Genomic DNA, 25,189 nt, shown 5'->3' on the forward strand with positions numbered 1-25,189 from the left:
ATTCTTTTGAAAATTCTTTTAACTGGTGCTAGTGGGTTTCTTGGAAGTGCGTTAGCCCTTCACTTTCTGGATGCTGGACATCAAGTCTCCCTTCTCTTACGACCTAATTCAGTTTTAAATCGCTTACAAGGAAGGGACTCAGAATTTATTCTAGGCCACTGTTTGTCTAATGATGAAATCGACGCTTTTGTTCGCCATGTTGAGCCTGATATTGTTATTCATTCTGCTTGTTCTTATGGTCGTCAAGGTGAAACACTGCTGCAAATCTGTGACACCAATTTACGTCTAGGGCTTGTTTTACTAGAAGCTTTAACAAAATTAGACCAGCAAATCACATTTATTAATACAGGTACTGTACTTGAGTCAAAAGTCAGTCCTTATGCGCTTGCTAAGCATCAATTTGTCGAATGGGGAAAATTATTCGCAACTCAACCTCAGAAAAATTTACGTTTCGTAAACGTGCTGCTTCAACATATGTATGGACCTGGTGATGCTCCATCAAAATTCACCACTTATGTGCTAAATACCTGCTACCGTAATGAACCTGTTCTTGAGCTCACAGCTGGAGAACAAAAGCGTGATTTCATTTATATTGATGATGTCGTGAGTGCATATTCAATAATAGTTAATCAAAGACATAGGTTTGAGTTGGTTTTTGACATTGAGGTAGGTTCAGGTGTTGCTCCTACCATTCGAGAGTTTGTTGAAACTACGCACCAGCTAACTGAATCCCGTACCAAATTATTTTTTGGAGCACTTCCTTATCGTAAAAATGAAGCAATGCACTGTCAGGCAGATACTACACAATTAAAGGCTCTTGGTTGGAAACCAAGATTCGATCTAAAGACTGGTTTAAGAAAAACTATAGAATTAGAGTTTATAAAATGAAATTGATTATCACTGGTGGGTGTGGTTTTCTTGGCAGCAACCTTGCCGCCGAAGCTCTTGCTAATGGTCACCAACTCGTCGTATTCGACAATCTATATAGAAGTGGATCCCGTAAAAACCTAGCCTGGTTACAAACTCAAGGGCAGTTAACCTTTGTTCACGGAGATATACGCAACCAGAATGATATTTCTCGTATCATCGAATCCTTTAGGCCTGATACAATTTTTCATCTAGCTGGGCAGGTAGCGATGACTACATCAATAGTCAATCCGCGGATGGATTTTGAGGTAAATGTACTAGGCACACACAATTTACTGGAAGCTGTTCGGCAACATGCTCCTAAATCTATAATTGTTTACTCATCAACTAATAAGGTTTATGGTGATCTTGAACAGTACACCTATGAGGAAACTGAAACACGCTACCACTGCATACAGCACCCTGAAGGTTTCAATGAGGATATTTCTCTTGAATTTCATTCACCTTATGGTTGCTCCAAAGGTGCTGCCGATCAATACATGCTCGATTATGCCCGCATTTTTGGTCTTAAGACAGTTGTTTTCCGCCATTCCTCAATGTATGGAGGTAGACAGTTTGCAACTTATGATCAGGGGTGGGTTGGGTGGTTTTGCCAAAAGGCTATAGAGGCCAGTCGTGGCCAAATTCAAGAGCCGTTCACCATATCAGGTACTGGTAAACAGGTCCGGGATGTACTCCATGCTGCTGATATGAATCGGCTTTACTCTGCAGCGGTAACTAATATAGATAAGGCACAAGGCCAAGCGTTTAATATTGGTGGAGGAATTGAGAACAGCCTATCTTTATTAGAGCTTTTTTCTCTACTTGAAGAACAGCTCAGTATCAAACTTTGTTATAACCATCTTCCTGTACGTGAAAGTGATCAGCGTGTTTTTGTTGCCGATATTGGAAAAGCTAAGCGTTTGCTAAATTGGCAGCCAGTTGTTTCGGCTCCAAACGGGATTGAGCGTATGATTGATTGGGTAAGCAAAGCTTGATGATTAAGGAAAACTCAACAGAGCGTAGCCGTAACTATCTTCAGCAACTTAAGGGAGCTGTTATTTACAGAGCAGTTGCTATAACAGCTTCATTCATAGCAATTCCTTTAATGATTAATTACCTAGGACAAGAGCAGTTTGGAATTTGGTCAACTCTCTTATCTGTAATGTCCTGGGTGATCTTTTTCGAACTAGGTATTGGTAATGGTATGCGGAACAAGGTTGCAGAATATCTTGCAAAGGATGAAAAAGCAAAAGCTGTTAACTACATTTCTTCTGGTTATGCGCTCATTGGTTTGATTGGACTCTTTCTTTGGGTTGTTATCACGACAATATCATATTTTGTTCCTTGGCAAGGAGTATTTAATACCATAAAGATATCTGAAGATACTTTAGGTAATACCTTTCGGATCGTGACATTTTTTGTAGTTTTAAACTTCTGGCTTGGGCTAATTAGTTCACTTCTCAGTGCTCTCCAAAAAACTTCACTAATAGCTCTTGGACAACTAATAACAAACCTTCTCGTTTTAACCTTTGTGTTTGTTTTATCAAAGTTCACGAGTGCCTCAATAATTAACTTAGCATTTGCCTATGGCCTATCAATCACTAGTGCTAATCTATTGTTAAGCATTTGGTTTTTTCGGACAAATCCTGAATTACTTTCTACTCTTTGTATTGATAAGCAGCATATAAGTCCGTTGTTAGCAATTGGCCTACAGTTTTTTATTATCCAATTTGCAGTTCTTATTATATTCTCAACGGACAAGATTTTAATAACACAACTCTTTGGTCCAAGCTTTGTCACCGAATATGAGGTTGTATTCAAGCTTTTTAGCGTCATTACACTTGCTCATGGATTGATATCTACTCCACTCTGGTCTGCATATACTGATGCCTATCATCGCTCAGACTTTAAATGGATTAGGCAAATGTTAAATAAACAGCTCATTATATTTATGGGTATTTTTTGCGCAGTTATTATACTTTGTCTTTCGACTAAATCGATCCTAGCAATTTGGATAGAGGGTGAACTAGATGTATCTTTCTCTCTAATAGTTTTAATGGGAGCATTTGTTTTGATTTCATCCTGGAATAACATTTTTGCAATGTTAGTCAACGGGATTGGAAAAATCACCCTACAGTTGTATACTGCTGTAGCAGCGATGGTGGTTAATATTCCGCTCTCGATATTTTTTGGAATAAATACCAGTCTAGGTATAAGTGGGATTGTTTTAGGTACCATTTGTAGCCTTGTTTTTGCATCTATAGCCCTTCCTCTTCAAGTAACACAACAAATTAACTCTTTAACTAAAATACAGCAAAATGTTTCAAAATAGTCGCTCACCAAAAGTGAGTATTTTAATTCCGGTATACAATCGTGCAAACTTTATCAAAGACTGTATTCAATCGGCACTTTATCAAACATATTCAGACTTTGAAGTAATTGTAATTGACAACGCTAGTAATGATGGTACTTGGGATATACTTACTGAATTATCAAAATATGATGATAGGATAAAAATACATAAAAATAGTACAAATATAGGTCCGTTGAGAAATCTAGTCTTTGGAATAGCAAAGTGTAGAGGTGAGTATGTTAAAATACTATTTTCAGATGATTTAATGGCTAGAAATTGTCTTGAGAAAATGGTTTATGTATTAGCTAACAACTCAGACACTGGAATTGTTATATCGAATATAAAAACGATTAGAGATCAAACTAATGATAACTCAGTCAAATATAATTTTGAGAATGGAAAGTTAAGTTCTGTCGATTATATTGAGAAGGCTCTGCTTTCTAACTCCATACCATTATCACCTGGCTCATGCCTGTTTCGAAAAAAAGACATACTTAAAAACTACATAGTTGATATTAAATCACCAATTGATAGAAAATTCGAGGAACATGGAGCTGGACCAGATTTATTATCTATGCTATTGACTGCTGCAGACTATGAGAATGTTTTTTTTATTAATGAGCCACTTAACATTTTTCGGGAACACACTCATTCTCTTTCAATATCTGAGTCAGGAAATAAGTTATCGGATTGCTACATACAGTGTAAAATAAATTTTGCGACCAACTATTATAATGAGCAAAAACTCTATTCAGTAATCGCTCAAATTTATTGGTGTAGAAATATTGGTTATAAGTGCTTTTTAACTCCTGCTAAGTTTATTCAATTATTTGGAATATCCTTTTCAACTAGAGCGCGCTTTACTCTATATGTTGAAATCCTTAACTACATATTCATAAAAATTACTAAGGCGTTATTTGGCGGATGAAAGTCATTCACATATCGTATGTAGATGATGGAGAAGGTGCAGCTATAGCGGCGACACGAATATGTGAAGCTTTGATTGAAAATAATATTGACTCAAAAATTATTGTAAAACGTAAAATTAGCGGAAAACCTTTTATAATAAAGAATGCTAAAAGTTTGATGAGAAACGTAATCTCTTGGGGGCTTTTAGGTGTTGACATGTTAATTTCACGCTTAGTATCTAAAGATAGATCTACCTACTTTAGTATTCCTCTCTTTTCATCATTTGATTTAAATAATGAAGTTCGAAATGCTGATATAATTCATCTTCATTGGGTTAATCGTGGTTATTTAAATTTAATAGATCTATATAAATTATCAAAGTTAAAAAAACCTATCGTTATTACCCAACATGATAACTGGTATTTCACTGGGGGGTGTCATATGATAGGTAGCTGTGTTGGATTTAAAACTGGCTGTAAAAGTTGCCCTAGATCAAGAGTAAAGGTGCTGGTCAGATTAATGGCAAGCTTAAAAAAATATATTTTTACGAAAGATAAACTGTATTTTTTTGCTGCTATCTCTGAACAGATGTTTAAACTAGCAAAAGAAAGTTATATTCTCTGTAACGTTCAAAATACTCAAATCCCGAACTGTGTAAATATTGATATATTTAAACCATTAAATAAAAAATTTTGTCGAGAAGTATTGAGATTAGATAGCAATAAAAAAATTATTTTGTTTTTAATATCCGGTGATCCACGTAAAGGAATGGATTACGTGAGACAACTTATATGTGACCCAGACTGTATCAAAAATGACTATTTATTTTTAGGATATGGATCAGAAGTACTACCAAAAAGTTTTCATGGTTATCAGAATGTGGAGGTTGTTGGTCGATTTCGGGACTCTCACTCATTGGCAATTTTATATAATTCTGTTGATGTTCTGGTTTCACCTGCTTTAGAGGAACCGTTTGGATTAACCCATATTGAGGCCATGGCTTGTGGTACTCCAACTATTGGATTTAATCATACTGGGACTGCATCGATCATACGCCATAATCAAACAGGATATCTTGCAGAGTTTGGTAATATTGAAGACTTGAAGCGTGGCATAACTGCAGTATTTAATAATCAGAATATCATGTCACAGGCGTCGCGTGATACTGCTTTGCATTGTTTTAGTTATAAAAAAGTGGGGGCATCTTTAATTAACCTCTACAAAATTTCTAAAAAAACAATAGAAAAAAAAAATGATAACTAAACTTTTTGTTGCTGCTTCTATAATTCTTAGTGGAAGTCTGATCCCTTTTATTTTTTCTGATGGATATGGTCTTTGGCTTCTTTGTTTTTTGTTTACTTTACTGCTTATAGCGTATCAAAAAAAATCTAAAATAACATTGATTGGTGCTTTTAGTTATTTGATATTAGTTTCATTCTTGTTGTTATTCCCTCTTTTGCAGTTAGATTTTGAATCTTTAGGCGAGACATTTGGAATAATAGTTCGACTATCTATTGCGCTATTGTTTTGTTCTATCATTCCGTTTAGTAGGTTCGTAACCGCTTATGCTCAATTTTTTTACATATATGCGTTTATCTCATTAATATTTTATATTTATGGCTTAATATATGAGCATTTCATATACCTACTTCCAGTCTCACATAATGATGCGGGAACAGGTTATAGGCATTTATTTCTCTATTTTTACCAAGGTGTTGACTACTGGAACTACAGAAATTCAGGGTTATTTTGGGAGGCTGGGGCATATGCAGTATTTCTTTGTTTCGCGCTTTTATTCTCTTTGGCTAATGAATTCAATAAATATAAAGTTATAGTTATTGTTCTGGCAATTATTACAACTGGGTCAACAACAGGTATTTTATCATGTTCGTTGATGATTTTATTTGCTAGAAAAATTAAACTTTCAAGAAAAATAGTTGGGGTTGTGGTTATAGTATTGATCTCTTTGCCTTTGCTAGATGTTGCAGAGTCTATTTTTATATCTAAGTTTTCGGAAGAAAATATTTCTTTTGTCGATAGGTCAGTTGGGATTATGGCTAACTTAAGTATTTTTCTTTCATCTCCAATTTTTGGAGTAGGACTATCAAATTATAAAGAAAGTTTTCAAGAGACTGCGGTTCTACTAGGAGCATATACTCCTACATCATCTGATTCATTTACTGGTCTTTTAGCTCTCTATGGCTTTTTTTATACAATAGCAGTATTTTTTTCAATATTTTATGCGTTAATCAAATTATCAAAAAAAATATTAAATCCACTGGTTGCTTTTTTATCAATCGCTATTTTGTATGCAAGTCAAGGGTTGGTTAATTTTCCAATCAGTTATATTCTGTTATTTTATGGTCTTCAATTAGTCTATCTTTCTTTTAAATTGAACTCTGTAAGGCTATCCCAAGTAAATTACAGATAGTATATTGAAAATTAATTAGTAAAAGGAGACGTTGAAGGTGATTAATAAAAATCAAAATTAGTCTGGTAGTATTAAGAATTTTGAGTAAAATTAATGAAAAAGATTTTGGTGCATAGTAACTATCCAGTGTTAAACAAAAATTCAAATATGCTCAGGGGGGTAGGGCACGTATCTGTTAAAGACTTTTTAAAACAGATGTATCAGCTCAAGATTTCAGCATCAACAAGAGGTATAGAGCTTATTTCATCTGAAATAAGTGATCTACATGGCATTGATGCATTTATCTTTGTTGATTGTCCTGACTACTTTGACCCATTATTACAAGCGGCAATAAAGTCTGGGAAGCCTATTTTTCTCTTAGTTTGGGAAAGTGATTTAATAAATAAAAATAACCATAATCGGGATATGCATAAAATTTTTAGTGCAATCTTTACTTACGATGACTCATTAGTTGACTCAACTAAGTATTTCAAGGTGGCATATAGTTTTGACTTTAGTCAGTTCAATTGCCCTTCAGGAGATTTGTTTGCACGAAAATTAGTATGCATGGTTGCAGGTAATAATTACTTAAATCGGCCAGGTGAAAATTATTCTCTTCGTCGTAGTATAATCAACTGGTATGCGGAAAACTTTCCAGATAATTTCGATCTTTATGGTATAGGATGGGGGAAGATAGTGCCACCTGATAATTTATGGCACAAAATATATAATAAGCTTGAAATGATTCATCCAATTTTTTCAAAGTTTAATAAGTGTTATAAAGGGGAAACTGATAATAAAATAAAAACAGCTAGCGAATATAAGTTTCAAATCTGTCTTGAGAATTCATCTGGTCAGACAGGCTATGTGTCTGAAAAGTTATTTGATGCTTTTTTTTCTTGTACTGTCCCTGTTTACTTAGGGGCTCCAAACATCGAGAAACTAATTCCTAGTTCGTGTTATATTGATTATAGAAATTTTTCAGATTTTCCTAGCCTTCATTCTTTTTTATCTAATATGAATTACTTAGAGTATCAAAGTTACTTGGAAAGTGTCTTAGAATTTTTTAATTCAGATAGTTCTAAGTTATTCAAAACAGATTTTTTTTGTGACACTATTATTAATGTATTGGTTGGAAAACTCTGCATTTGATAATTAATGTTTCGTAAACATCGATCTTTACTTTATTTGGTCATAAACTAGAATGAATCCAAAATTATCGATTTGCATACCAACATATAATCGAGGTCAATACATCGGTGATACGTTGGAAAAAATTCTCAATCAAAACGATCCTTTAATACAGGTTGTTATTTCTGATAATGCCTCCACTGATTATACAGAAGATATAGTTGCTAGTTATTTAGATAAGGGAGTGTCAATCAAATATTTTAAATGGACAGAAAATATGGGGGCGGATAAAAATTATCTGAAAGCTGCTGAGCTAGCAGATGGTGAGTACATTTGGTTTTTGGGCAGTGATGACTGGATATGTAATGGAGCAATTTGTAAAGTCTTAGAACTACTTGATACATATAGTACAGATATTTTATTGTGTTCAGAGTATCTATGTGATTTAGTAATGAAACCGTACAGTGTTCACTACCTTTTAGGAGAAGGAGTCTCTGATAGAGTATTCAATTTATCCAATCGGTGTGAATTAATAGAGTATTTTAGCATTGCTCAATCACATAGTGCTCTTTTTGGTTATTTATCGTCAATCATAGTATCTAAAAAGAGGTGGGATGCTATAGCATACGATGATAAATATACTGGAACCTTATACTCTCATATGTTTATTCTATATAGCATTGTCTTTGAAGGTGCTTCTTTATACTACATATCTAAACCGCTCGTCATGTGGCGTTCAGGGAATGATAGTTTTGGGGGGAAAGGAAAAATCACTGAAAGGTACCTTATTGACATAGTCGGATTTAAGATGATTATTAATGATTTTTTTAAATCTGACTTAGAACTAATTGAGGTTTTCACAGGAGCTTTTCGCAGGCATCACCCATACAAAAATATCGGATACCTTAGGATGCACACTGCGTCCCAACTAAAGTGGAACGATATACGGCGAGAGTTGATAGATAGTTTTGGTTATAGTGAAAGCATTCTGAAATTATTAAGTGTCTCATATGCTCCATCAATCCTAAAGGCTGCCTTTCTTTTTTATAGAGTACAGATGAAAATATCTAGGCTAATTACAAATGTAAATATGCACTAACGTGTCATTACTATCTGAATTAGCTCTTAATTGGATTAACCAATAAGATGTATGTGAGCAAAACTAGTCCGATGCTTTCTAAAAAGATGATTCGAATCCACTTAACTAATGTTACAGGTGTGGGTGCAACAAGGCTTTTGCAATCTCTACTTCCAGAAATAGAAAGCAGTAGATCTACTGTTGTAGAGCAAGTTTATTTACCAGATAAAGGAGAACTTTCTGCGTATTGCAGTCCTCATACTTCAGCTTTAATCGATGTTTACCATCGATGGCTGCCCAACTCTTTATCCCGCATACTTGAATGTTTGATTTTAGCGACACATTTTAATGGTAGTTCTCCATTATTGGTTTTGGGTGATCTACCACTTTGCTGTAAAGCAAAACAAGTGGTGTTCGTACAAACTCCAAACCTGATAAAACCATCAAATATTCAGCTCAAATGGGAGGATCTCAAATACTGGGTTTCAAGAATTCTTTTCCGGTTTAATATGAATCGAGTCCATGCATTCATTGTTCAGACTGACGTAATGCTGAATGCATTAGAGCAAAGTTATCCAGAAATAGCAGGTAAAGTGTATGTGGTTGCACAACCAGTACCAACTTGGTTATTAGATAGTAACTTAAAGCGTATAGGGCATATGAGTCGAGATAGTAATCGTCTTAGATTGATTTATCCTGCGGCTAGCTACCCGCACAAAAATCATACTTTACTTTCTTTATTAGATCCACGAGTTGATTGGCCGGTTGAGCAGTTAGATCTTACGTTAGAGGAAGCACTTAATCCGGCACCTAATTTACCTTGGATCAAATGTCTTGGATTCCTTTCAGAGGAAAAAATGCTTGAAGCATATGGGCAAACTGATGCTTTACTCTTCTTGTCAAAGGATGAGAGCTATGGGTTTCCACTAGTGGAAGCAATGTTTGTAGGATTACCAATTGTTTGTCCAGATTTACCTTATGCTCGTACTCTTTGTGGGGATATGGCGATTTACTTTGATCCAGACTCTCCAGATACACTTTACAAAGCACTGCTTCTGTTACAGTCACGACTGGCTGAGGGGTGGTGGCCACAATGGGAAAATCGTCTTAATACTATCCCTAAAGATTGGGCAACAGTAGCAAGAAAAATGCTGGAAATTTGCTTTAATGAATGATTACTTTTTAAAAAAATTGAGTTAACTGAATGAAAAAAGCTTTGATAACAGGGGTTACTGGCCAAGATGGTTCATACCTCGCTGAATTTTTGTTAGGAAAAGATTACGAAGTACATGGCATTAAGCGCCGAGCTTCACTTTTTAATACACAACGCATAGATCACATTTATGAAGACCCTCACCTTATCGATCGTCGTTTCGTTTTACATTACGGAGACCTAACTGATTCTTCAAGTCTCACTCGCATCATCCAAGAAGTACAGCCAGATGAAATTTATAATCTAGGAGCACAAAGTCATGTAGCTGTTAGTTTTGAAAGTCCGGAATACACAGCTGATGTGGATGCTATTGGCTCATTACGAATTTTAGAAGCAATACGTATCTTGGGTCTCGAAAAGAAAACTCGTTTTTATCAAGCATCTACATCAGAACTATTTGGCCTTGTGCAAGAGATTCCACAAAAAGAAACAACACCTTTTTATCCGCGTAGTCCTTATGCTGTAGCCAAACTTTACTCATATTGGATCACTGTGAATTATCGTGAAGCTTATGGAATATATGCTTGTAATGGAATTCTATTTAATCATGAAAGTCCCCGCCGAGGAGAAACGTTTGTTACCCGAAAGATTACTCGTGGCCTCGCGAACATCGCTCAAGGGTTAGAAAAATGCTTATACATGGGAAACATGAATGCTTTACGGGACTGGGGGCATGCTAAAGATTATGTGAGAATGCAGTGGATGATGCTGCAACAAGACCAGCCAGAAGATTTTGTTATTGCAACTGGTGAACAACATTCTGTTCGTCAGTTTATCGAATGGTCGGCAAATGAGCTTGGGATTAGTTTGCTCTTTGAAGGTCAGGGTTTAAACGAACGTGGAATAGTTACGAATGTTTGTGGTGAAAAAGCACCAGGAATAAAGGTAGGTGATGTAATTATCCGGGTTGATCCTCGCTACTTCCGACCTGCAGAGGTAGAAACACTCTTGGGTGATCCAGAAAAAGCGAAGCAGGAATTAGGTTGGATACCTGAGATTTCGGTACAGCAAATGTGTGCAGAAATGATAGCTGAGGATCTAAAAGTAGCACAGCGTCATGCATTCCTGAAAGCTAACGGGCATGATGTACCCGTCTCAGTTGAGAAGTGAGGATAACTGTTAATGGGTTATAGCAAAAATATATTTGTAGCTGGACATCGGGGCATGGTGGGATCAGCAATTGTTCGCAATTTGCAAACTTTAGGTTGTAACAATATCATTACTGCTGATCGTGGTGAGTTAGACCTTTTAAGTCAGGAGGCTGTATTTTCATTTTTCCAGCATAATAAGATTGACCAAGTGTACCTAGCTGCTGCTAAGGTTGGCGGGATTCATGCCAACAACACTTATCCTGCAGAATTTATATATGAAAACTTAATAATTGAAGCTAATATTATTCACTCGGCACACAAATCGGATGTTCAAAAGCTGCTATTTTTAGGGTCCAGTTGTATCTATCCCAAGCACGCTGACCAACCCATACAAGAGAAAGCGCTGTTGACTGGCTTACTGGAGTCTACAAACGAACCGTATGCAATAGCCAAGATTGCTGGAATCAAGTTGTGTGAAAGCTATAATCGGCAGTATGGTCGAGATTATCGTAGTGTTATGCCTACAAATCTTTATGGTCCAAATGACAATTTTCATTCTGAAAATAGTCACGTGATACCTGCTTTAATTAGGCGTTTTCACGAAGCAACTCAACGCAATGATGCTGAGGTAGTTATTTGGGGTAGTGGAAAGCCAAAACGAGAGTTTTTATATGTAAGTGATATGGCTTCAGCTTGTGTTCATATTATGGAATTACCTCTGGATACATATCAGGTAAATACTAGTTTAATGCAAAGCCATATTAATATAGGCTCTGGTATTGACTGCACTATTCAGGAGCTAGCCGAAACGGTAGCCAAAGTTACAGGTTTTCATGGAAAGTTGATATTTGACTCAACAAAGCCTGATGGAACACCGCGTAAATTGTTGGATACTTCTCTGGTTAATTCTTTGGGCTGGTCTTCGCAGATTTGCTTGGAAGATGGCATTCGACGTACGTATGAATGGTATGTCAAGAATGTACTTACTGTGAGGCTATAAATGTGTCTTAAGATATCAATTATCACTGTGTGTTTTAATAGTAGTGCTACTATTCGACGAACAATTGAATCTGTTCTTAAGCAAAACTACTGTGATATCGAGTATATTATCGTCGATGGTGCTTCTACAGATAATACAATGGAAATTATTTTTGAATATAGAGAAAGGATCTCGAAGGTTATCAGTGAGCCAGATAAAGGGATCTATGATGCCATGAATAAAGGGCTGGACTTTGCCAGTGGTGATATTATTTGTTTTTTGAATGCCGATGATTTATACGCAAAACTAAATGTGCTTAGCTTGGTAAGCTCTTATTTTCAAAAAGGTGGACTTGATGTCTTAATGGGAGATGTTGTTTTTTTTCATCATAAAAATCCAACTCAAGTAGTACGGCGATATCGTTCAGATCGCTTTACTCCTGAAAAACTAAGTTGGGGCTGGATGCCTGCTCATCCTGCCTTGTTCCTGAGTAAACGAATTATTCAAAGAGTTGGCCGATTTAAGACAGATTACCATATAGCAGGGGACTTTGAATTTATTGTTCGTATATTCCATGGGTATGCCTTGCAATACTTACATATACCTGAAGTACTTGTTAATATGCAAACCGGTGGAGTAAGTACTAAGGGATTGCGCTCCAAGATCCAACTCAATCAGGAAGTCCTTCGTGCTTGCCGTGATAACGGCCTAAGTACCAATATTTTAAAAATACTCTCTAAATATCCCTTGAAGTTTTTGGAAATAATCTATTAGTGAATATTTTAGTTTCTGGAGCTAATGGCTTCATAGGACGTTCTTTGTGCCCATACTTATCTTTTCTGGGTTATAATGTAGTGCCAACAGTACGAAGGCCTTGTCATATACCAAATGAACGTATTGTTAATGATGAGTTTTCTTGGAAAAATGCCTTGACTAGCTGTGATACTGTTGTTCACTTAGCTGGCTGCTCCCACTTTATCAAGACGGAAAAGAGTCAGCATTTAGCCTTCAAAACTTCCAATATCAAAACCACGTTGGACCTGGCTTGTCATGCTGCTGATATTGGAGTGCGCCGCTTTATATTTCTCAGCACAATTAAGGTTAATGGTCAGCAAACATTACGAGGATGTAGTTTTAGACCTGATAATTGCCCTGCTCCAGAAGACTCTTATGCCAACTCGAAATGGAACGCTGAACAAGGTCTTTTTGAAATAGCACAGAACACAGGTATGCAGGTCGTTTGTATTCGCCCGCCTTTAGTTTATGGTCCAGGTGTAAAAGGAAATTTTTTATCCTTAATGCATTTTATAGATAGAGGCTTACCACTCCCTTTTGGCTCAGTTCAAAATAAACGCAGCCTGGTGAGTATTTATAACCTTATTGATCTAGTTAGAACTTGCATAGATCACCCTTCTGCAGTAAACCAGACTTTTCTTGTTAGTGATGATGAAGATCTCTCTACAACTGAGTTACTTCAAAAGTTGAGTTTAGCTTTAAATCGACCCGCACGGCTAGTCCCTATTCCTGTCCAGTTTCTTCGTTTAACTGCTCAGCTTGTAGGAAAAAAAGAAGTTGCTCAGAGACTATTTGGAAATTTGCAAGTTGATATTTCCAAAACCAAACAACTACTGGGGTGGTCTCCATCTGTCACTGTTGATGAAGGCTTGCGGAAAACAGCAGAATGGTACTTGAATCTATGATAAAGCGATTGCTTGATGTTATCTTTTCTTTAATAGGTTTGATTACACTTTCACCTGTGCTGATTGTTGTTATGGTTTTAGGTTGGGTTGATACACGTTCACCTCTATTTAAGCAAGAGCGTGTAGGTCGTCATCAAAGATCTTTTATTTTAGTCAAGTTTCGCACCATGCGAATAGAAACTCAATCTGTAGCCTCACATTTGGCTGATGCCTCAGCCATTACACCACTAGGTCATTTCCTTCGTCGTACAAAGCTGGATGAGTTACCTCAATTATGGAATGTATTAAAAGGTGAAATGAGTTTAGTTGGTCCTCGTCCCTCGCTTTTTAATCAGGAAGAATTGATTCAAGAGCGTGAAAGACAAGGGGTTTATAATGCTAGACCTGGTATAACAGGGCTAGCACAAATTGAAGGGATTGATATGTCTACTCCTCAGCTATTGGCAAGAACTGATGCGAAAATGCTAAAGACGATGAATCTTAGAAACTACTTTAGTTATATCGCTTTGACTGTTTTGGGTAAAGGGTCAGGAGACCGAGTGAGGGGCCATTAAACTGTATGAATTATTTTATGCTTACAGTTATGTTAAAGTTTCTATTTTATGAATATTAAAAAGCTATTACTAAGCTTACCTCGACGACTTAAACGTATAATTGGTCTTATTGCTGATGTTTTAATGACATGGTTATCCTTATGGTTAGCTTTTTTTATACGGTTGGGAACTGATCAAATAATCAACCCATTTGAGCAAGATCATTACATACTCTTTGTTTCAGCACCTTTTATTGCAATACCTGTATTTATCCGTATGGGCTTATACCGTGCCGTCTTGCGCTATATGGGGCGTGATGCATTCCTGTCGATTTTTAAAGCAGTAACGCTTTCTTCTTTGATTCTTGCACTGGCTGTATTTTGGGCTAAGGATGAAGTGTTTGTTCCTCGCTCTGTTATCTTGAACTACTGGGCATTGAGCTTGCTGTTTATTGGTGGGTTTCGTTGGCTTATTCGTTCATGGTTAGGGTCATATTTGCACAGTACTGTGGTTGAAGATGCTAAGTATAAGTTGCAAAAGACACCAGTTGCTATCTATGGAGCTGGTCAGGCAGGCTTTGAGTTACTAGGTGCTTTGGAGCGTGGTCGGCAGTTGCAGCCAGTCGCTTTTGTGGATGATGATCGATCTATAGCTAATAGAATGATTGGTGGACTTAAGGTTTATACGCCTAAACATATCATTCAGATGATTAATGAAGCGGGCGTCCAAGAAATTTTACTAGCAATGCCTACTTTGAAGCGTGCAGAAAAAAGGCAAATTTTGGAAAATTTACAAGGCTATCCTTTGCACGTCCGTACAGTTCCAAGTGTTACTGAATTAGCACAAGGCAAAGTAAAAGTTCAGGATATTCGTGAAGTTGAAGTTGCTGATGTGTTGGGGCGAGATGTTGTTAAGCCTGATAAAACATTATTAGCACGATGTATTCGTGGGAAGGTAGTTCTTGTTACTGGGGCGGGAGGTTCAATTGGTGCTGAGTTATGCCGGCAAATTATCAGCCAAAAGCCTGAACTTCTTATTCTTTATGAGCACTCTGAGTTTAACTTGTATACGATCCATGATGAGTTAAAACGTCATGAAATGGTTGTAAGCGATCAAGTGTCTATTGTGCCTTTGCTTGGCTCTGTGCTGGATATATGCCGCTTGATGAGTATTTTTTCTGGTTATCAGATTGATACAGTTTATCATGCGGCTGCTTATAAACATGTGCCTATTGTCGAACATAATCCAATTGAGGGCTTTCGGAATAATGTGTTGGGTACAACATATACGGCACTTGCAGCTATTGCAGGACAAGTTAATCACTTTGTATTGATTTCTACTGATAAAGCAGTACGTCCAACCAATATCATGGGGGCCACTAAAAGAGCGGCAGAACTCGTGCTGCAAGCGCTTGCTGATGAAAAGCAGGTAGTAATTAGTGATATAATTGACAATAGCCAGTATAAAACACCTTATAAGAATTTGACGTGTTTTACGATGGTTCGTTTTGGTAATGTGCTTGGCTCCTCAGGCTCTGTTATTCCCCGGTTTAGAGAACAGTTGGCGGGTGGAGGACCAATTACTGTAACACATCCAGAGATTACTCGTTACTTTATGACGATCCCTGAAGCATCTCAATTAGTTATCCAGGCTGGAGCTATGGGGTCTGGTGGAGAAGTCTTTGTACTGGATATGGGGGAGCCAGTTAAAATTAATGATTTAGCGATTAAAATGGTTAACCTTTCTGGGCTAACAGTTAAGTCTGAGAGTAATACCGAAGGTGATATCGAAATTGTTTATACAGGGCTACGTCCCGGTGAAAAGCTTTACGAAGAGTTACTAATTGGTGATGAAAACTGGCCTACTGATCATTCAATGATAATGAAAGCGAATGAGCATAAGTACGGCTGGCTTGAGTTAACGCATTACCTTAAAACATTGAATAAGCAGTTAGTTGAGGGGGACATACCCGCATTCAGGGATCAGTTGGAAAAGCTAGTGTTAGGTTATCAGCCTGGACCCATTGTAGATTATTTGTACCAAATTGGTCAGGAGGACCCAGCCCCTGTGGTTTTGGAAAATGTTGGATAGCATACAGCACTTAAAGAGTATAAATAATACACACACTTTAAAAGGCAGCTTACGCTGCCTTTTTTTGTTTTAGGGTATTAGGTTGTTGGGTTGTTCTGGAAAAACGTTGTTGGATCAAAATTCCACTAATAATGAGGGCCAGCCCACTGTAAACTGAATTATGGATGGGTTCATTCAGAATAGTGGCAATAAAATATAGGGACATAAATGGGGAAAGAAAAATTAAATTGCTGATTTTAGCTGTTTGCTTGGCATAGCGAAGTGCAAATAACCACAATACATAGGTAATGCCCATTTCAAAAAAGCCAATATACAGTGTACCTGCAATCCCTTGCCATGCCAGATTAAATTTGGCATCAAAAGAGAATGTGGTGATGATTGTTAAAGGTAAACTCCCTATAAAACAGGCAAGTAAGTTAGCAATTGGGTCGGCAGTCTGTTTTGTATTTATAATCCAGTAAAGTGACCAGATAAGCGTGCTGATTAAGATATAGCATAATCCAAGAGGGTTAGTGTTATTGAAGTCAATCAAGCTACCTTGAGTACAAATAACAATAACGCCCAAATAACAAACAACCATGGCAACGGCATCAGCAACATAGAGACGTTGTTTTAAAAAAGGAACTGCTAGTAAGGTTAATGTGATAGCCCAGGTATAATTTATCGGCTGAGCCTGCTGGGCAGGGAGTAAACTGTACCCAGCAAAAAGCAATAAATAATAAGCAAATGGGTTTAATGAACCAAGCATAAGGTAATACAGCGGACGTCGTTTAAGTAACTGAACAACAAGTAAGCATTTTCGTTGGATGAGGAGTATAGTGGAAAGACAAACAATGCAGCTAAGGCATGACAAAAATACAAGTTGAAGTGGAGAAAAGTATGTAAGTGATAATTTAAATGCAGTGGCTACGGTAGCCCACAGTGTAACAGCTATTAGGGCTAAGCCCGTCGCTAAACGTTGATTTTTAGTCATACAACAATAAAGGCCTTTTTAAAGTAGGATATGGCTTACGGGTCCGTGTCACTGATTTTAAGGTCAAATTACAGTTAATGTGAATAGCCTTTCGTGTGAGCAAATGGTCACTTGTTGTTTATAATTAAGTGGAAGTAACGCTAAGGGTTAATTTACTTTGTAGATAGATAAGGCTAAGGGGAACACTGAATGAGCAAACGGGCTTTAGTTGCTATCGCTGATGGTACGGAAGAAATCGAGGCTGTCACTGTGATTGATGTATTACGTCGTGCTGCAGTTGATGTATCTGTTGCAAGTTGTCAGTTGACCCGGGAGCTTCAGATTAAGGCTTCTCGTGGGGTGAAGTTAGTTGCAGATAGCCATATTGATGAGTGTGTTGATTACTCATTTGATTTGATTGTATTACCTGGTGGGATGCCTGGTGCTGAACACTTGCGGGACTGTCCAACCTTAACATCAATGCTGACTTGCCAGCAAAAGGCAGAGCGCTGGATTGCTGCAATTTGTGCTGCTCCTGCTGTTGTGCTTTCGGCGCATGATTTGATCACTGATGCGAAAGCCACATGTCATCCTGCATTTTTTCAACAACTTAAAGCTAAGCAAGTGGTTACAGACATGCCTGTAGTGGTGGATGAGGATCACTTTTTGATCACTAGTCAAGGGCCTGGAACGGCAATGGCATTTGCTTTGAGATTGGTTGAAATTCTAATGGGTGAAAAGAAAGCAAGCCAAGTGGGACAACCGATGGTACTTTTAAACTAAACGTTTAAATTAAAATAATAATATGATTTTTCATCATATAAGATATTTTTAGCTGGAATTCATAATTATATCAAATAGTTACCGTTGTGTTGGAAAGTGGTGTCGGATGGTTTGTAATACTTAATTAAGGTAAACTACAGGCTAACAGTATTACCTGTTCCTTATCAGTTAATTCCGTTCTTAACGTTTTTCTATAAGATGAGTTAATTATATATGCCTTCAGTATAGAGGGTATCGCAAGTGCTTGCGTGAGCAGAAAGACAATAAAAAAAGTTCTGAAAGGTATTGTTTATACTTAACAAATGAGCCTTTTTAATCACTTTTTTAACGTTTTATTTGTAAGCGTAATAGTATTGCGATCTCTTCTGAGGACGAGGGACATAAAATTTATTGCAATTGAACTATGTTTATACGTTAAGGGAGGGAAAAATAGGAGGTGTTAGCTATGAATTCTTTTAGTTCTTCACATCATGGTGTTGATCACTTTGATTGGACTTATCAAAAAAAACTTGTTCAAACTTTGATTTGCTCTCTGATAACACAAATGATGTTGTTACTCATTAATGTTTCAGTGACAACTGAGCAAGGGTATGTGGCCATTTTGCATAGTTTATCATCATCTTATATGCTATCAATGAGCTTAATGTTAGGCTTTGCAGCAGGTTTATCTGTCATTCTTGCTGCATTGCCTTATGATCGAAAAGGGACTTTGTATTTTGTTGTAGTTATTGTAAATATTATTTTAGCAAAAGCATTACTTCCATAATCAGCTGTTTATATCACTTTCCCTGGATTTCTGGCTGTAAAATAAGAGGGAAAATAATTTTCCCTCTTATTGATTTAACCACTCATCACTGACAAAAAAAGTTACTCTTACTTTTCTATCAAGTGCCTGCTGGTCACTGATTGAACTATTCTGAGCCAGTTTATTGCCATGGGCGATACTATTTATGCGTTGATCATCAATGCCTGATTCAAGAAGCATTTGGTGAATGGCATTTACTCGGGACAGTGATAGTTGATAATTGCTATCATTCTTTCCGCGTATATCTGCAAAACCTTCTAGTTGGATATCAAGTTGAGGGTTAGCATTTAATGTATTAATCAGGTAGCCAATTTTATCAATTTCCTGCTGTGGTATATCATTTTTTCCCGTAAAAAAATGAATATCAACTGCTAGTTTATCTGTGGCGGGTAGTTGGAGGTATTCTGCGTCTTCTGGCACTGTAATTGTTTCATTTGGGTTGAGCAGGGTACGCAATGATTGAAGTTCTTGCTCTGCCTTTGAAAGTGCTTGAGCATTTTGTTCTGCTTGGTCTGCTAATGCCAGACGTTCACTGATAAAGTCACCAGCCGCTGCGCCTAAAACCACACCAAAAGGACCTGCAGCTAATCCACCTATAACCATTCCTGAACTGCTCATTAACAGTTTATCTTCAACTTCTGCGATAGGTTCGTCTGCATGAAGCGCAGAAACCGGTAAGTTAATTAATAGACAAAATGCTGAAGCAAGCAGTTGTTGTTTCATCACTGTAATCCTTGAATAAGCTTGAAAACGAATAATGTGTATTATTAAAAACTTACAAAGCGACATACCCAGGTAAAGAAAAAGGAATTGTTAAGATTAATTCTGACGAAATATGGCATTTGTAAAAACTGCAGAGGTTTGCCTAAGCTTGAATAAGTGAGAATAAAAGTTAAGTAGTACTTTTTCAGAAGAATCGCTATGGTTGCAGTGCATCCCAGATCAGGAGGCCAAGAGGCCTCCCTGACATTAACAGCGAACCAATCGATGAGTTGGCAGCAAAATATCATGCTATTTGGTTGTGTGGCGCTGTTTAGTTTAATGATGACAGTCGTGTTAGTTTTGTCGGGAGCCTGGTTAGTTGTTCCTTTTGTGGGATTTGAGTTAGCTGCGCTAGGAATAGGTCTTTATATTACCTCATTGCAGGCGAGTCGTTGGCAGCATATTCACTTTAATCGAGATACTATAGGCGTCGAGTCTGGGCGATATCGATTAGAGCATTCAGTACAAGTATCTCGAGCATGGGCACTTGTTACTGCAATACAACCTTCAAAGCCAGGAAGTACAGGTCAAGTTTGGCTATGCTGTCATGATCAGCAAGTCAGATTGGGCGCTTTCTTGAATCACGATGACCTTCAGCAGCTTATGCATCACTTAGAAGCTAAAGGGTTAATGATTCATATACAAGCAATGTAAAACATAGTGTTTCTGTTGAGAGGTATTCTTTAATAACCTGTAAGCTCTACATAACCTTTACCTTTGTGTGATCCCGATAGCATAACGGACCCTTCCCAGTAATATAGGGCCAGTCTCATTTCCTGATCATTAATCGTAGGCTTAACTTCCAGGTCTATTGCATAGCGAGAAATCTTAATTCGCCACAGACTAGGGTATCGACGACCTGTCTTGCTGCTTGTCCAGTGTTGTTGTGTGTTAATCGTTACATCAGATGTTTGTATGGGAAGACGTGTACCATTTTCATTAATCAGTGCAATATCAGCCCAGCGAATCCCTCCTTGTTTATTTCTTATCTGATAAAGCATGAGTTCATGGTTATTATCTAACTGTAAAGCAAACCAGTTCCAGCCAACTTGGCCTGTATCCAGTGAGCTGCTACTCCACTCATGATCAAACCACGCTTGCCCGTTAACAGGGAGGTTTTGGTTTTGCCAATACAGCGATCCCCATGCTTTTAATCTTGTATAGGAGTAATACATGGATGCATTGTCTGGGTTATTGCTTTTTTGGCTATACCCTAAAGAACCTTGCAAAGTAATAGGTTTGAGGGGGAATAGATGCAGGTTTATGCCTATCTGTTGCTTTTGATCACGAGCACTAATGCGAACGGGCCACCAACTATTGGGAGTCGGCTGAATTTTCCAGTCTAGTACATGTAAGAAGCTAGAATTATCGTTTAACCCGGCAAGACCTGGACCCTCACGACTAAAGCGCTGTGCCGCTCGGTGAATACTTGCTTGATGATGAGAGATAGCGAGATGTCCCATATAGATCTGGGGTCTTTGCCATGCGTTGTTTACTGCTGAGCTATTAATAGGTGGTAAAGCACGCTGACGAAAGAGGGTGAACTGAAAGCCAAGCGATAATGGTGTAGATGATATTTCAGCTGTACTGTTTGAATCTGGTGTCATGTGTCCTGTGAAATACCACCATTCAGAACGGTACTCAGGGTGAGTATAGTGGTCAGCTGGCCACTTAAGGGGAATGGGTGAGGTAACTTTTGGATAAAAAACACTCAAAGTATTTGAGCTTGTTTGCAGTAAATCCTGCACGCTAAATGTGGGGGCAGGATGACTTTGAGTAGACTCCTGCTGGCAGCCAGAAAGTAGCAAGCACACTGTCGTTAGTAATACAGTTGAAGCCAAACTATTGGGGACAAAAAGCTGTTTGATATTAGCGATTAGCTGCCTCACCTTCTACTCCCAGCCAGCCTGTCTTGCGGGTGTATGGAGTGTTTTCCAAGTAGGATAGAGACTTCCAAGTACAGCGGCTGCGAGGGACAAACCTAAAATTTGGCCAACTAATACAAGGTTGGGGGTGAGAGGAATGCTCCAGCCAAACGATCTAACATTAACCACTTCGGTGAGTAGCCATCCTTGAAGCAACGTAGCAGGAATTGCAAACAAACCCGTCACTATACCAAGGAAAATAGGTTGGCCAATTAATAAACCAGCTCTAAGCCAGCCATTGCAGCCTAGAGCATGCAGTAAGCGCATTTCAGGCAATCGGGCTAATTGAGTTGCCATTAACGCAGCCGTAATGGCACATAGGGCAATACCTAAAGCGATACCGTTAAGCACATCAGTGATTACAAATGTTTGTTTGAAAATATGTGTAGCGCGCTCAATGATCTGCTGTTGTTGGGTAATGACAAAGGTATGTTGTGGCCATTGTTTATTTATGGTTTGTATAAATGTGTCAACATTGGTATCTGCCGTTAGATATAGCGCAATTCCTTTTGTTTTGATTTCAGGAAAAAAACGCTGGTAGTCAAAAGGCTGCATCCACAGTTGGCCTTGTGGGCTGCCATAGTCATAAAAAACACCTGCAATTGTGAATGTTGCTGTATGTCCAGCCCAGTCCAGCTTGATTTCATCCCCCCATTTTAGCTGATGCCGTCTGGCAAGCGGCTCATTAATCAAAATATGGTTTTTCGTTATGACGTCATGCCAGATGAGCTGAGAAGGTCTCCTCAGAAATAGCATGCTGTCCTGAGTCTTTTGACTCCACTGACCACTTTGGATTTTAACCTGCTCGTTTCGCCAAAGTATTTGCTGACTCATATAGGTGCTCAGGCTAGCTATTTGTTTATTTGTAGCTAATTGTTCGTAAAGTACTTGGAGTCTTGTTGATGGCAGGCTGTGCTCAGCTAAGCGAATATATAAATCGGCGCTCACTCGTTGCTGCAGCCAATGTTGAAAAGCGCTATGAAAGCTTGAAACCATTAGATTAATACCGCCACTCGCAGAAATTGCAATTAAAAGCGCCATCAATGCATAAGCGGTATGGTGTAACTGCCGTTGGCTATCACGTAGTAGCATTTTGATAAAAATAGGCTGGTTGGAAGCTTTGGAGGGGCGATTAAATTTACTTATCACTGTAACTAATTGTGGAAGGCACAATGCAAACCCAAGCAACCCTGTCGCTGTGGCAATAAAACCACCCATAATGCCTGTTGGTAGCATAATCATACTCACAGTAACAACTAAGCATGTAGCAGCAAGGCGCTGCCAGTAAGGAAATAAGTGCTGATGAATATGAGCGAGCTGGTGGCTGGTGCGAACTAACTGAAGGGGGGGGCGTTTGGCAATATGGGTGATTGACCACCAGCTACAGCCAACAGCAATTAATACCGTAGAAGCCCAGCTTAATAAAAATTGAATAATTGAGTACTGAAGTTTAGTGTGAGCAAGGGCGTAGTAAAATTGGTTAATGGATTGGGTAATCATGATCAACAGAGGGTTTGCCAATAGCCATCCGAGTAAAAGGCCTGTTGCACTAGCAACACTTGCAATCAAGAAAACTTCACAAAGTAAATAAATTTGAATTGCTTTGCTGGGGATACCTAAGCTCCTCAACTGAGATATGAGCCGCTCTCTCTGCTGTAAGCTAAAGCGTAGTGCATTAAACATTAAAAATAGACCTATGATGAATGCAAGAAGGCTGAGTGCATGTAGGTTTAAATGAAAAGCATTAGCCAGGTTGTCCAGAGCCTGTCGTTCGTCATTGACAGGAACTAAAGCATAGGGTTTGGGAAGCCAGTCTTTTAGCAAATCTATTTGTTTATCATGAGTGAGCACCAGGTTGATGGCTGTGAGCTGGCCTTGCATGTTTAGTACTTGTTGCCCAATACCAATATCCATTAACAGAAGGTCAACGCCTAAAGTGCCTTGATTGTGTTGAGGCTGATTTGGACGTAAGTGAGTGACATTTAAGTGAAATGATGTGTTTTGATAACTAAATTGTTGTGATGATACTTGCTGACTAATTGATGGAATTGATTCAGATGAAAGAAGCAATGCATTGGGAGGCATGTCAGAAAAAATGAATTGCGTCAAAGGTATGTTGAGTGTCGTTAAAGATAGCCCTAGCGTTGATGATATTACATCATCAATGAGTAAGTCTGTGGCAAGGAGCTGATAGCTTTGATGCTTGGAACTATCCCACACAGTTGCTTGAAGTTGGGGTGTTGCGGGTACATTGAAGCGTTGTTTAAGCTCAACATAAAGTTGTTCATCAACCAATGGTTGTCCACGGATTTGATGTGTTGCTTTGCCTATAAACAGGTTGCTGGCACTGATGAAGTTTTGGTGTGCACTGTAACTTGCAAGATAAATAGCTACTACCACAGTGACGCTGGCTGTTAGCCCTGCCCACATTAATATGAGTTGCCATGGGTGTTGGTAAAAGTGACCCAGACTAATAGCTTTTAACAGTAAATAGTGACGACTCACGACAAAGTTTGCTCAGTAATTTTGCCTGAAGCCAGACGGCATACGCGATCAGTCTGGCTTGCTAGTTGTAGGTTATGAGTTGCGATAATGAGCGTTTGCTGCTCCTGATGAGCGATATTAAGTAACAGGGTAAAGACCTGATCGGCTGTTTCATTGTCTAAACTTCCCGTTGGCTCATCGGCTAACACTAAGCGTGGCTGGTGAATCAAGGCGCGACAAAGTGCTACACGCTGTTGTTCACCGCCTGATAAATCATCTGGATATCGGTCCAAGAGTTGCTCAATCTGTGTGCTGTTAACTAATAACTCAAAAAAAGCCTGATCGGTTGTTAACTGATTTAGCTGTAATGGAAGCAGGATATTCTCTCTGACAGAGAGAGTGGGTAGCAGGTTGAAAAACTGAAAGATAAAGCCAACTTGTTGCCGACGAAAACGAGTCCTATCAGCCTCAGACAGTTGATTTAAAACAGTTTGCTCTACAGTAACTCGTCCTGTATCAGGCAACTCAATACCCGCAATGATATTGAGTAAGGTGCTCTTGCCAGAACCACTTGCCCCTATCAGCGCAATGACTTCACCTTGATTCACACTGATGGATAAATCTTTGAGTAAAGGATGTTGCTGATGATGCTCTGCAAATGATTTGTTGATATGGGTGAGTGTGAGTAAGTGTGCAGACATGAGAATTAAGCTATTCCATTAACCTCAAGGTGTTAATCAAACTTACCGCGCATCATGTTGCATGATGTAGCTCAGGTGAAATCTCCATAGTTTTAAAGCGTAGCTTAAAAAAGGAGAGTTAATGCCATAGCACCACTATGAATTTATCGTTGCATTCGGTTGTGGTGACTGAATGCGTAGGCGCTATTTTTAGCTTAGATTTATGATTGTCTCTAAGTTTTTATATCACTCAAAGGTGATTAACCATTAGAGCTCTAATTGATTTGTTGGAAATACTGAGTTTTCAGTAAATTATTCATGCAAACTGTTTATTAGTATGTAAGGCTGGGAAGTTCAGCTAGTGGCTGGCTTTACAGTTTTTTATTCAAATTTACTATAAA

Annotated in this window: 23 protein-coding genes; 18 read left to right on the forward strand and 5 right to left on the reverse strand. The window is 38.2% G+C overall.

What is annotated here, in order from left to right:
• Nucleotides 1-6: 6 nt before the first annotated feature.
• The 15 genes from KCG35_RS04825 (at nt 7) to KCG35_RS04895 (ending at nt 16,397) form a co-directional block, all read left to right on the forward strand.
• Complete coding sequence (locus KCG35_RS04825) at nt 7-888, forward strand: NAD-dependent epimerase/dehydratase family protein (RefSeq protein WP_215818529.1); 882 nt, start codon at nt 7-9, stop codon at nt 886-888.
• On the forward strand, nt 885-1,904 hold the full coding sequence (locus KCG35_RS04830) for a GDP-mannose 4,6-dehydratase (RefSeq protein ID WP_215818530.1): 1,020 nt from the start codon (nt 885-887) through the stop codon (nt 1,902-1,904). Before KCG35_RS04825 ends, KCG35_RS04830 begins: the two co-directional genes overlap by 4 nt.
• Entirely contained in the window at nt 1,904-3,241 is a 1,338-nt protein-coding gene (locus tag KCG35_RS04835) for an oligosaccharide flippase family protein (protein ID WP_215818531.1), read from the forward strand. Before KCG35_RS04830 ends, KCG35_RS04835 begins: the two co-directional genes overlap by 1 nt.
• Complete coding sequence (locus KCG35_RS04840) at nt 3,228-4,190, forward strand: glycosyltransferase family 2 protein (RefSeq protein ID WP_215818532.1); 963 nt, start codon at nt 3,228-3,230, stop codon at nt 4,188-4,190. The genes KCG35_RS04835 and KCG35_RS04840 overlap by 14 nt, the downstream gene beginning before the upstream one ends.
• Entirely contained in the window at nt 4,187-5,434 is a 1,248-nt protein-coding gene (locus KCG35_RS04845) for a glycosyltransferase (RefSeq protein ID WP_215818533.1), read from the forward strand. Before KCG35_RS04840 ends, KCG35_RS04845 begins: the two co-directional genes overlap by 4 nt.
• Nucleotides 5,424-6,602 carry a hypothetical protein gene (locus KCG35_RS04850; protein ID WP_215818534.1) on the forward strand — a complete coding sequence of 393 codons (1,179 nt, stop codon included), beginning with the start codon at nt 5,424-5,426 and terminating at the stop codon, nt 6,600-6,602. Before KCG35_RS04845 ends, KCG35_RS04850 begins: the two co-directional genes overlap by 11 nt.
• A gap of 93 nt (nt 6,603-6,695) precedes the next feature.
• Nucleotides 6,696-7,733, forward strand: a complete 1,038-nt coding sequence (locus KCG35_RS04855; RefSeq protein ID WP_215818535.1) for a glycosyltransferase family 10 domain-containing protein — start codon at nt 6,696-6,698, stop codon at nt 7,731-7,733.
• A 52-nt stretch (nt 7,734-7,785) separates the two neighbouring features.
• Nucleotides 7,786-8,811 carry a glycosyltransferase family 2 protein gene (locus KCG35_RS04860; RefSeq protein ID WP_215818536.1) on the forward strand — a complete coding sequence of 342 codons (1,026 nt, stop codon included), beginning with the start codon at nt 7,786-7,788 and terminating at the stop codon, nt 8,809-8,811.
• A 71-nt stretch (nt 8,812-8,882) separates the two neighbouring features.
• Nucleotides 8,883-9,965: a glycosyltransferase gene (locus tag KCG35_RS04865; RefSeq protein WP_215818537.1), complete on the forward strand. Its 1,083-nt coding sequence runs from the start codon at nt 8,883-8,885 to the stop codon at nt 9,963-9,965.
• Nucleotides 9,966-9,994: 29 nt separating this feature from the next.
• A complete protein-coding gene (gene gmd, locus KCG35_RS04870) occupies nt 9,995-11,113 on the forward strand; it encodes a GDP-mannose 4,6-dehydratase (protein WP_215818538.1) in 1,119 nt (372 codons plus the stop codon).
• A 12-nt stretch (nt 11,114-11,125) separates the two neighbouring features.
• The gene (fcl, locus tag KCG35_RS04875; protein WP_215818539.1) at nt 11,126-12,094 is read left to right on the forward strand and encodes a GDP-L-fucose synthase; all 969 of its coding nucleotides are present in this window, start codon (nt 11,126-11,128) and stop codon (nt 12,092-12,094) included.
• Nucleotides 12,095-12,847 (forward strand): glycosyltransferase family 2 protein, encoded by a 753-nt coding sequence (locus KCG35_RS04880; RefSeq protein ID WP_215818540.1) that lies wholly within the window; start codon nt 12,095-12,097, stop codon nt 12,845-12,847.
• Nucleotides 12,847-13,773 (forward strand): UDP-glucose 4-epimerase family protein, encoded by a 927-nt coding sequence (locus tag KCG35_RS04885; protein ID WP_215818541.1) that lies wholly within the window; start codon nt 12,847-12,849, stop codon nt 13,771-13,773. Before KCG35_RS04880 ends, KCG35_RS04885 begins: the two co-directional genes overlap by 1 nt.
• Nucleotides 13,770-14,327 carry a sugar transferase gene (locus tag KCG35_RS04890; RefSeq protein WP_230409008.1) on the forward strand — a complete coding sequence of 186 codons (558 nt, stop codon included), beginning with the start codon at nt 13,770-13,772 and terminating at the stop codon, nt 14,325-14,327. Before KCG35_RS04885 ends, KCG35_RS04890 begins: the two co-directional genes overlap by 4 nt.
• A 48-nt stretch (nt 14,328-14,375) precedes the next feature.
• Nucleotides 14,376-16,397, forward strand: coding sequence for a polysaccharide biosynthesis protein (locus tag KCG35_RS04895; protein ID WP_215818542.1), 2,022 nt, complete (start codon nt 14,376-14,378; stop codon nt 16,395-16,397).
• Between the two features lie 49 nt (nt 16,398-16,446).
• Here the strand turns inward: KCG35_RS04895 and KCG35_RS04900 are convergent, their stop codons facing one another.
• Nucleotides 16,447-17,370, reverse strand: a complete 924-nt coding sequence (locus tag KCG35_RS04900) for a DMT family transporter (protein ID WP_215818543.1) — start codon at nt 17,368-17,370, stop codon at nt 16,447-16,449.
• A 189-nt stretch (nt 17,371-17,559) separates the two neighbouring features.
• Between KCG35_RS04900 and KCG35_RS04905 the strand changes: the two genes are divergently transcribed.
• On the forward strand, nt 17,560-18,132 hold the full coding sequence (locus KCG35_RS04905) for a DJ-1 family glyoxalase III (RefSeq protein WP_215818544.1): 573 nt from the start codon (nt 17,560-17,562) through the stop codon (nt 18,130-18,132).
• Between the two features lie 445 nt (nt 18,133-18,577).
• Complete coding sequence (locus tag KCG35_RS04910) at nt 18,578-18,898, forward strand: hypothetical protein (RefSeq protein WP_215818545.1); 321 nt, start codon at nt 18,578-18,580, stop codon at nt 18,896-18,898.
• Nucleotides 18,899-18,964: 66 nt separating this feature from the next.
• Here the strand turns inward: KCG35_RS04910 and KCG35_RS04915 are convergent, their stop codons facing one another.
• A complete protein-coding gene (locus KCG35_RS04915) occupies nt 18,965-19,660 on the reverse strand; it encodes an OmpA family protein (RefSeq protein ID WP_215818546.1) in 696 nt (231 codons plus the stop codon).
• A 198-nt stretch (nt 19,661-19,858) separates the two neighbouring features.
• On the opposite strand from KCG35_RS04915, the gene KCG35_RS04920 reads away from it, so the two are divergent.
• Nucleotides 19,859-20,353, forward strand: a complete 495-nt coding sequence (locus tag KCG35_RS04920) for a DUF2244 domain-containing protein (RefSeq protein WP_215818547.1) — start codon at nt 19,859-19,861, stop codon at nt 20,351-20,353.
• Nucleotides 20,354-20,382: 29 nt separating this feature from the next.
• Here KCG35_RS04920 and KCG35_RS04925 read toward each other — a convergent pair whose 3' ends face one another.
• Genes KCG35_RS04925 through KCG35_RS04935 form a run of 3 tightly spaced genes read right to left on the reverse strand, consistent with a single transcriptional unit; the run spans nt 20,383 to nt 24,809 of the window.
• Nucleotides 20,383-21,588 (reverse strand): lipocalin-like domain-containing protein, encoded by a 1,206-nt coding sequence (locus KCG35_RS04925; protein ID WP_215818548.1) that lies wholly within the window; start codon nt 21,586-21,588, stop codon nt 20,383-20,385.
• Between the two features lie 3 nt (nt 21,589-21,591).
• A complete protein-coding gene (locus KCG35_RS04930) occupies nt 21,592-24,129 on the reverse strand; it encodes an FtsX-like permease family protein (protein ID WP_215818549.1) in 2,538 nt (845 codons plus the stop codon).
• Entirely contained in the window at nt 24,126-24,809 is a 684-nt protein-coding gene (locus KCG35_RS04935; protein WP_215818550.1) for an ABC transporter ATP-binding protein, read from the reverse strand. Before KCG35_RS04935 ends, KCG35_RS04930 begins: the two co-directional genes overlap by 4 nt.
• Nucleotides 24,810-25,189: the final 380 nt, after the last annotated feature.

The organism is Zooshikella harenae (assembly GCF_018837975.1).
Classification (GTDB): Bacteria; Pseudomonadota; Gammaproteobacteria; order Pseudomonadales; family Zooshikellaceae; genus Zooshikella; species Zooshikella harenae.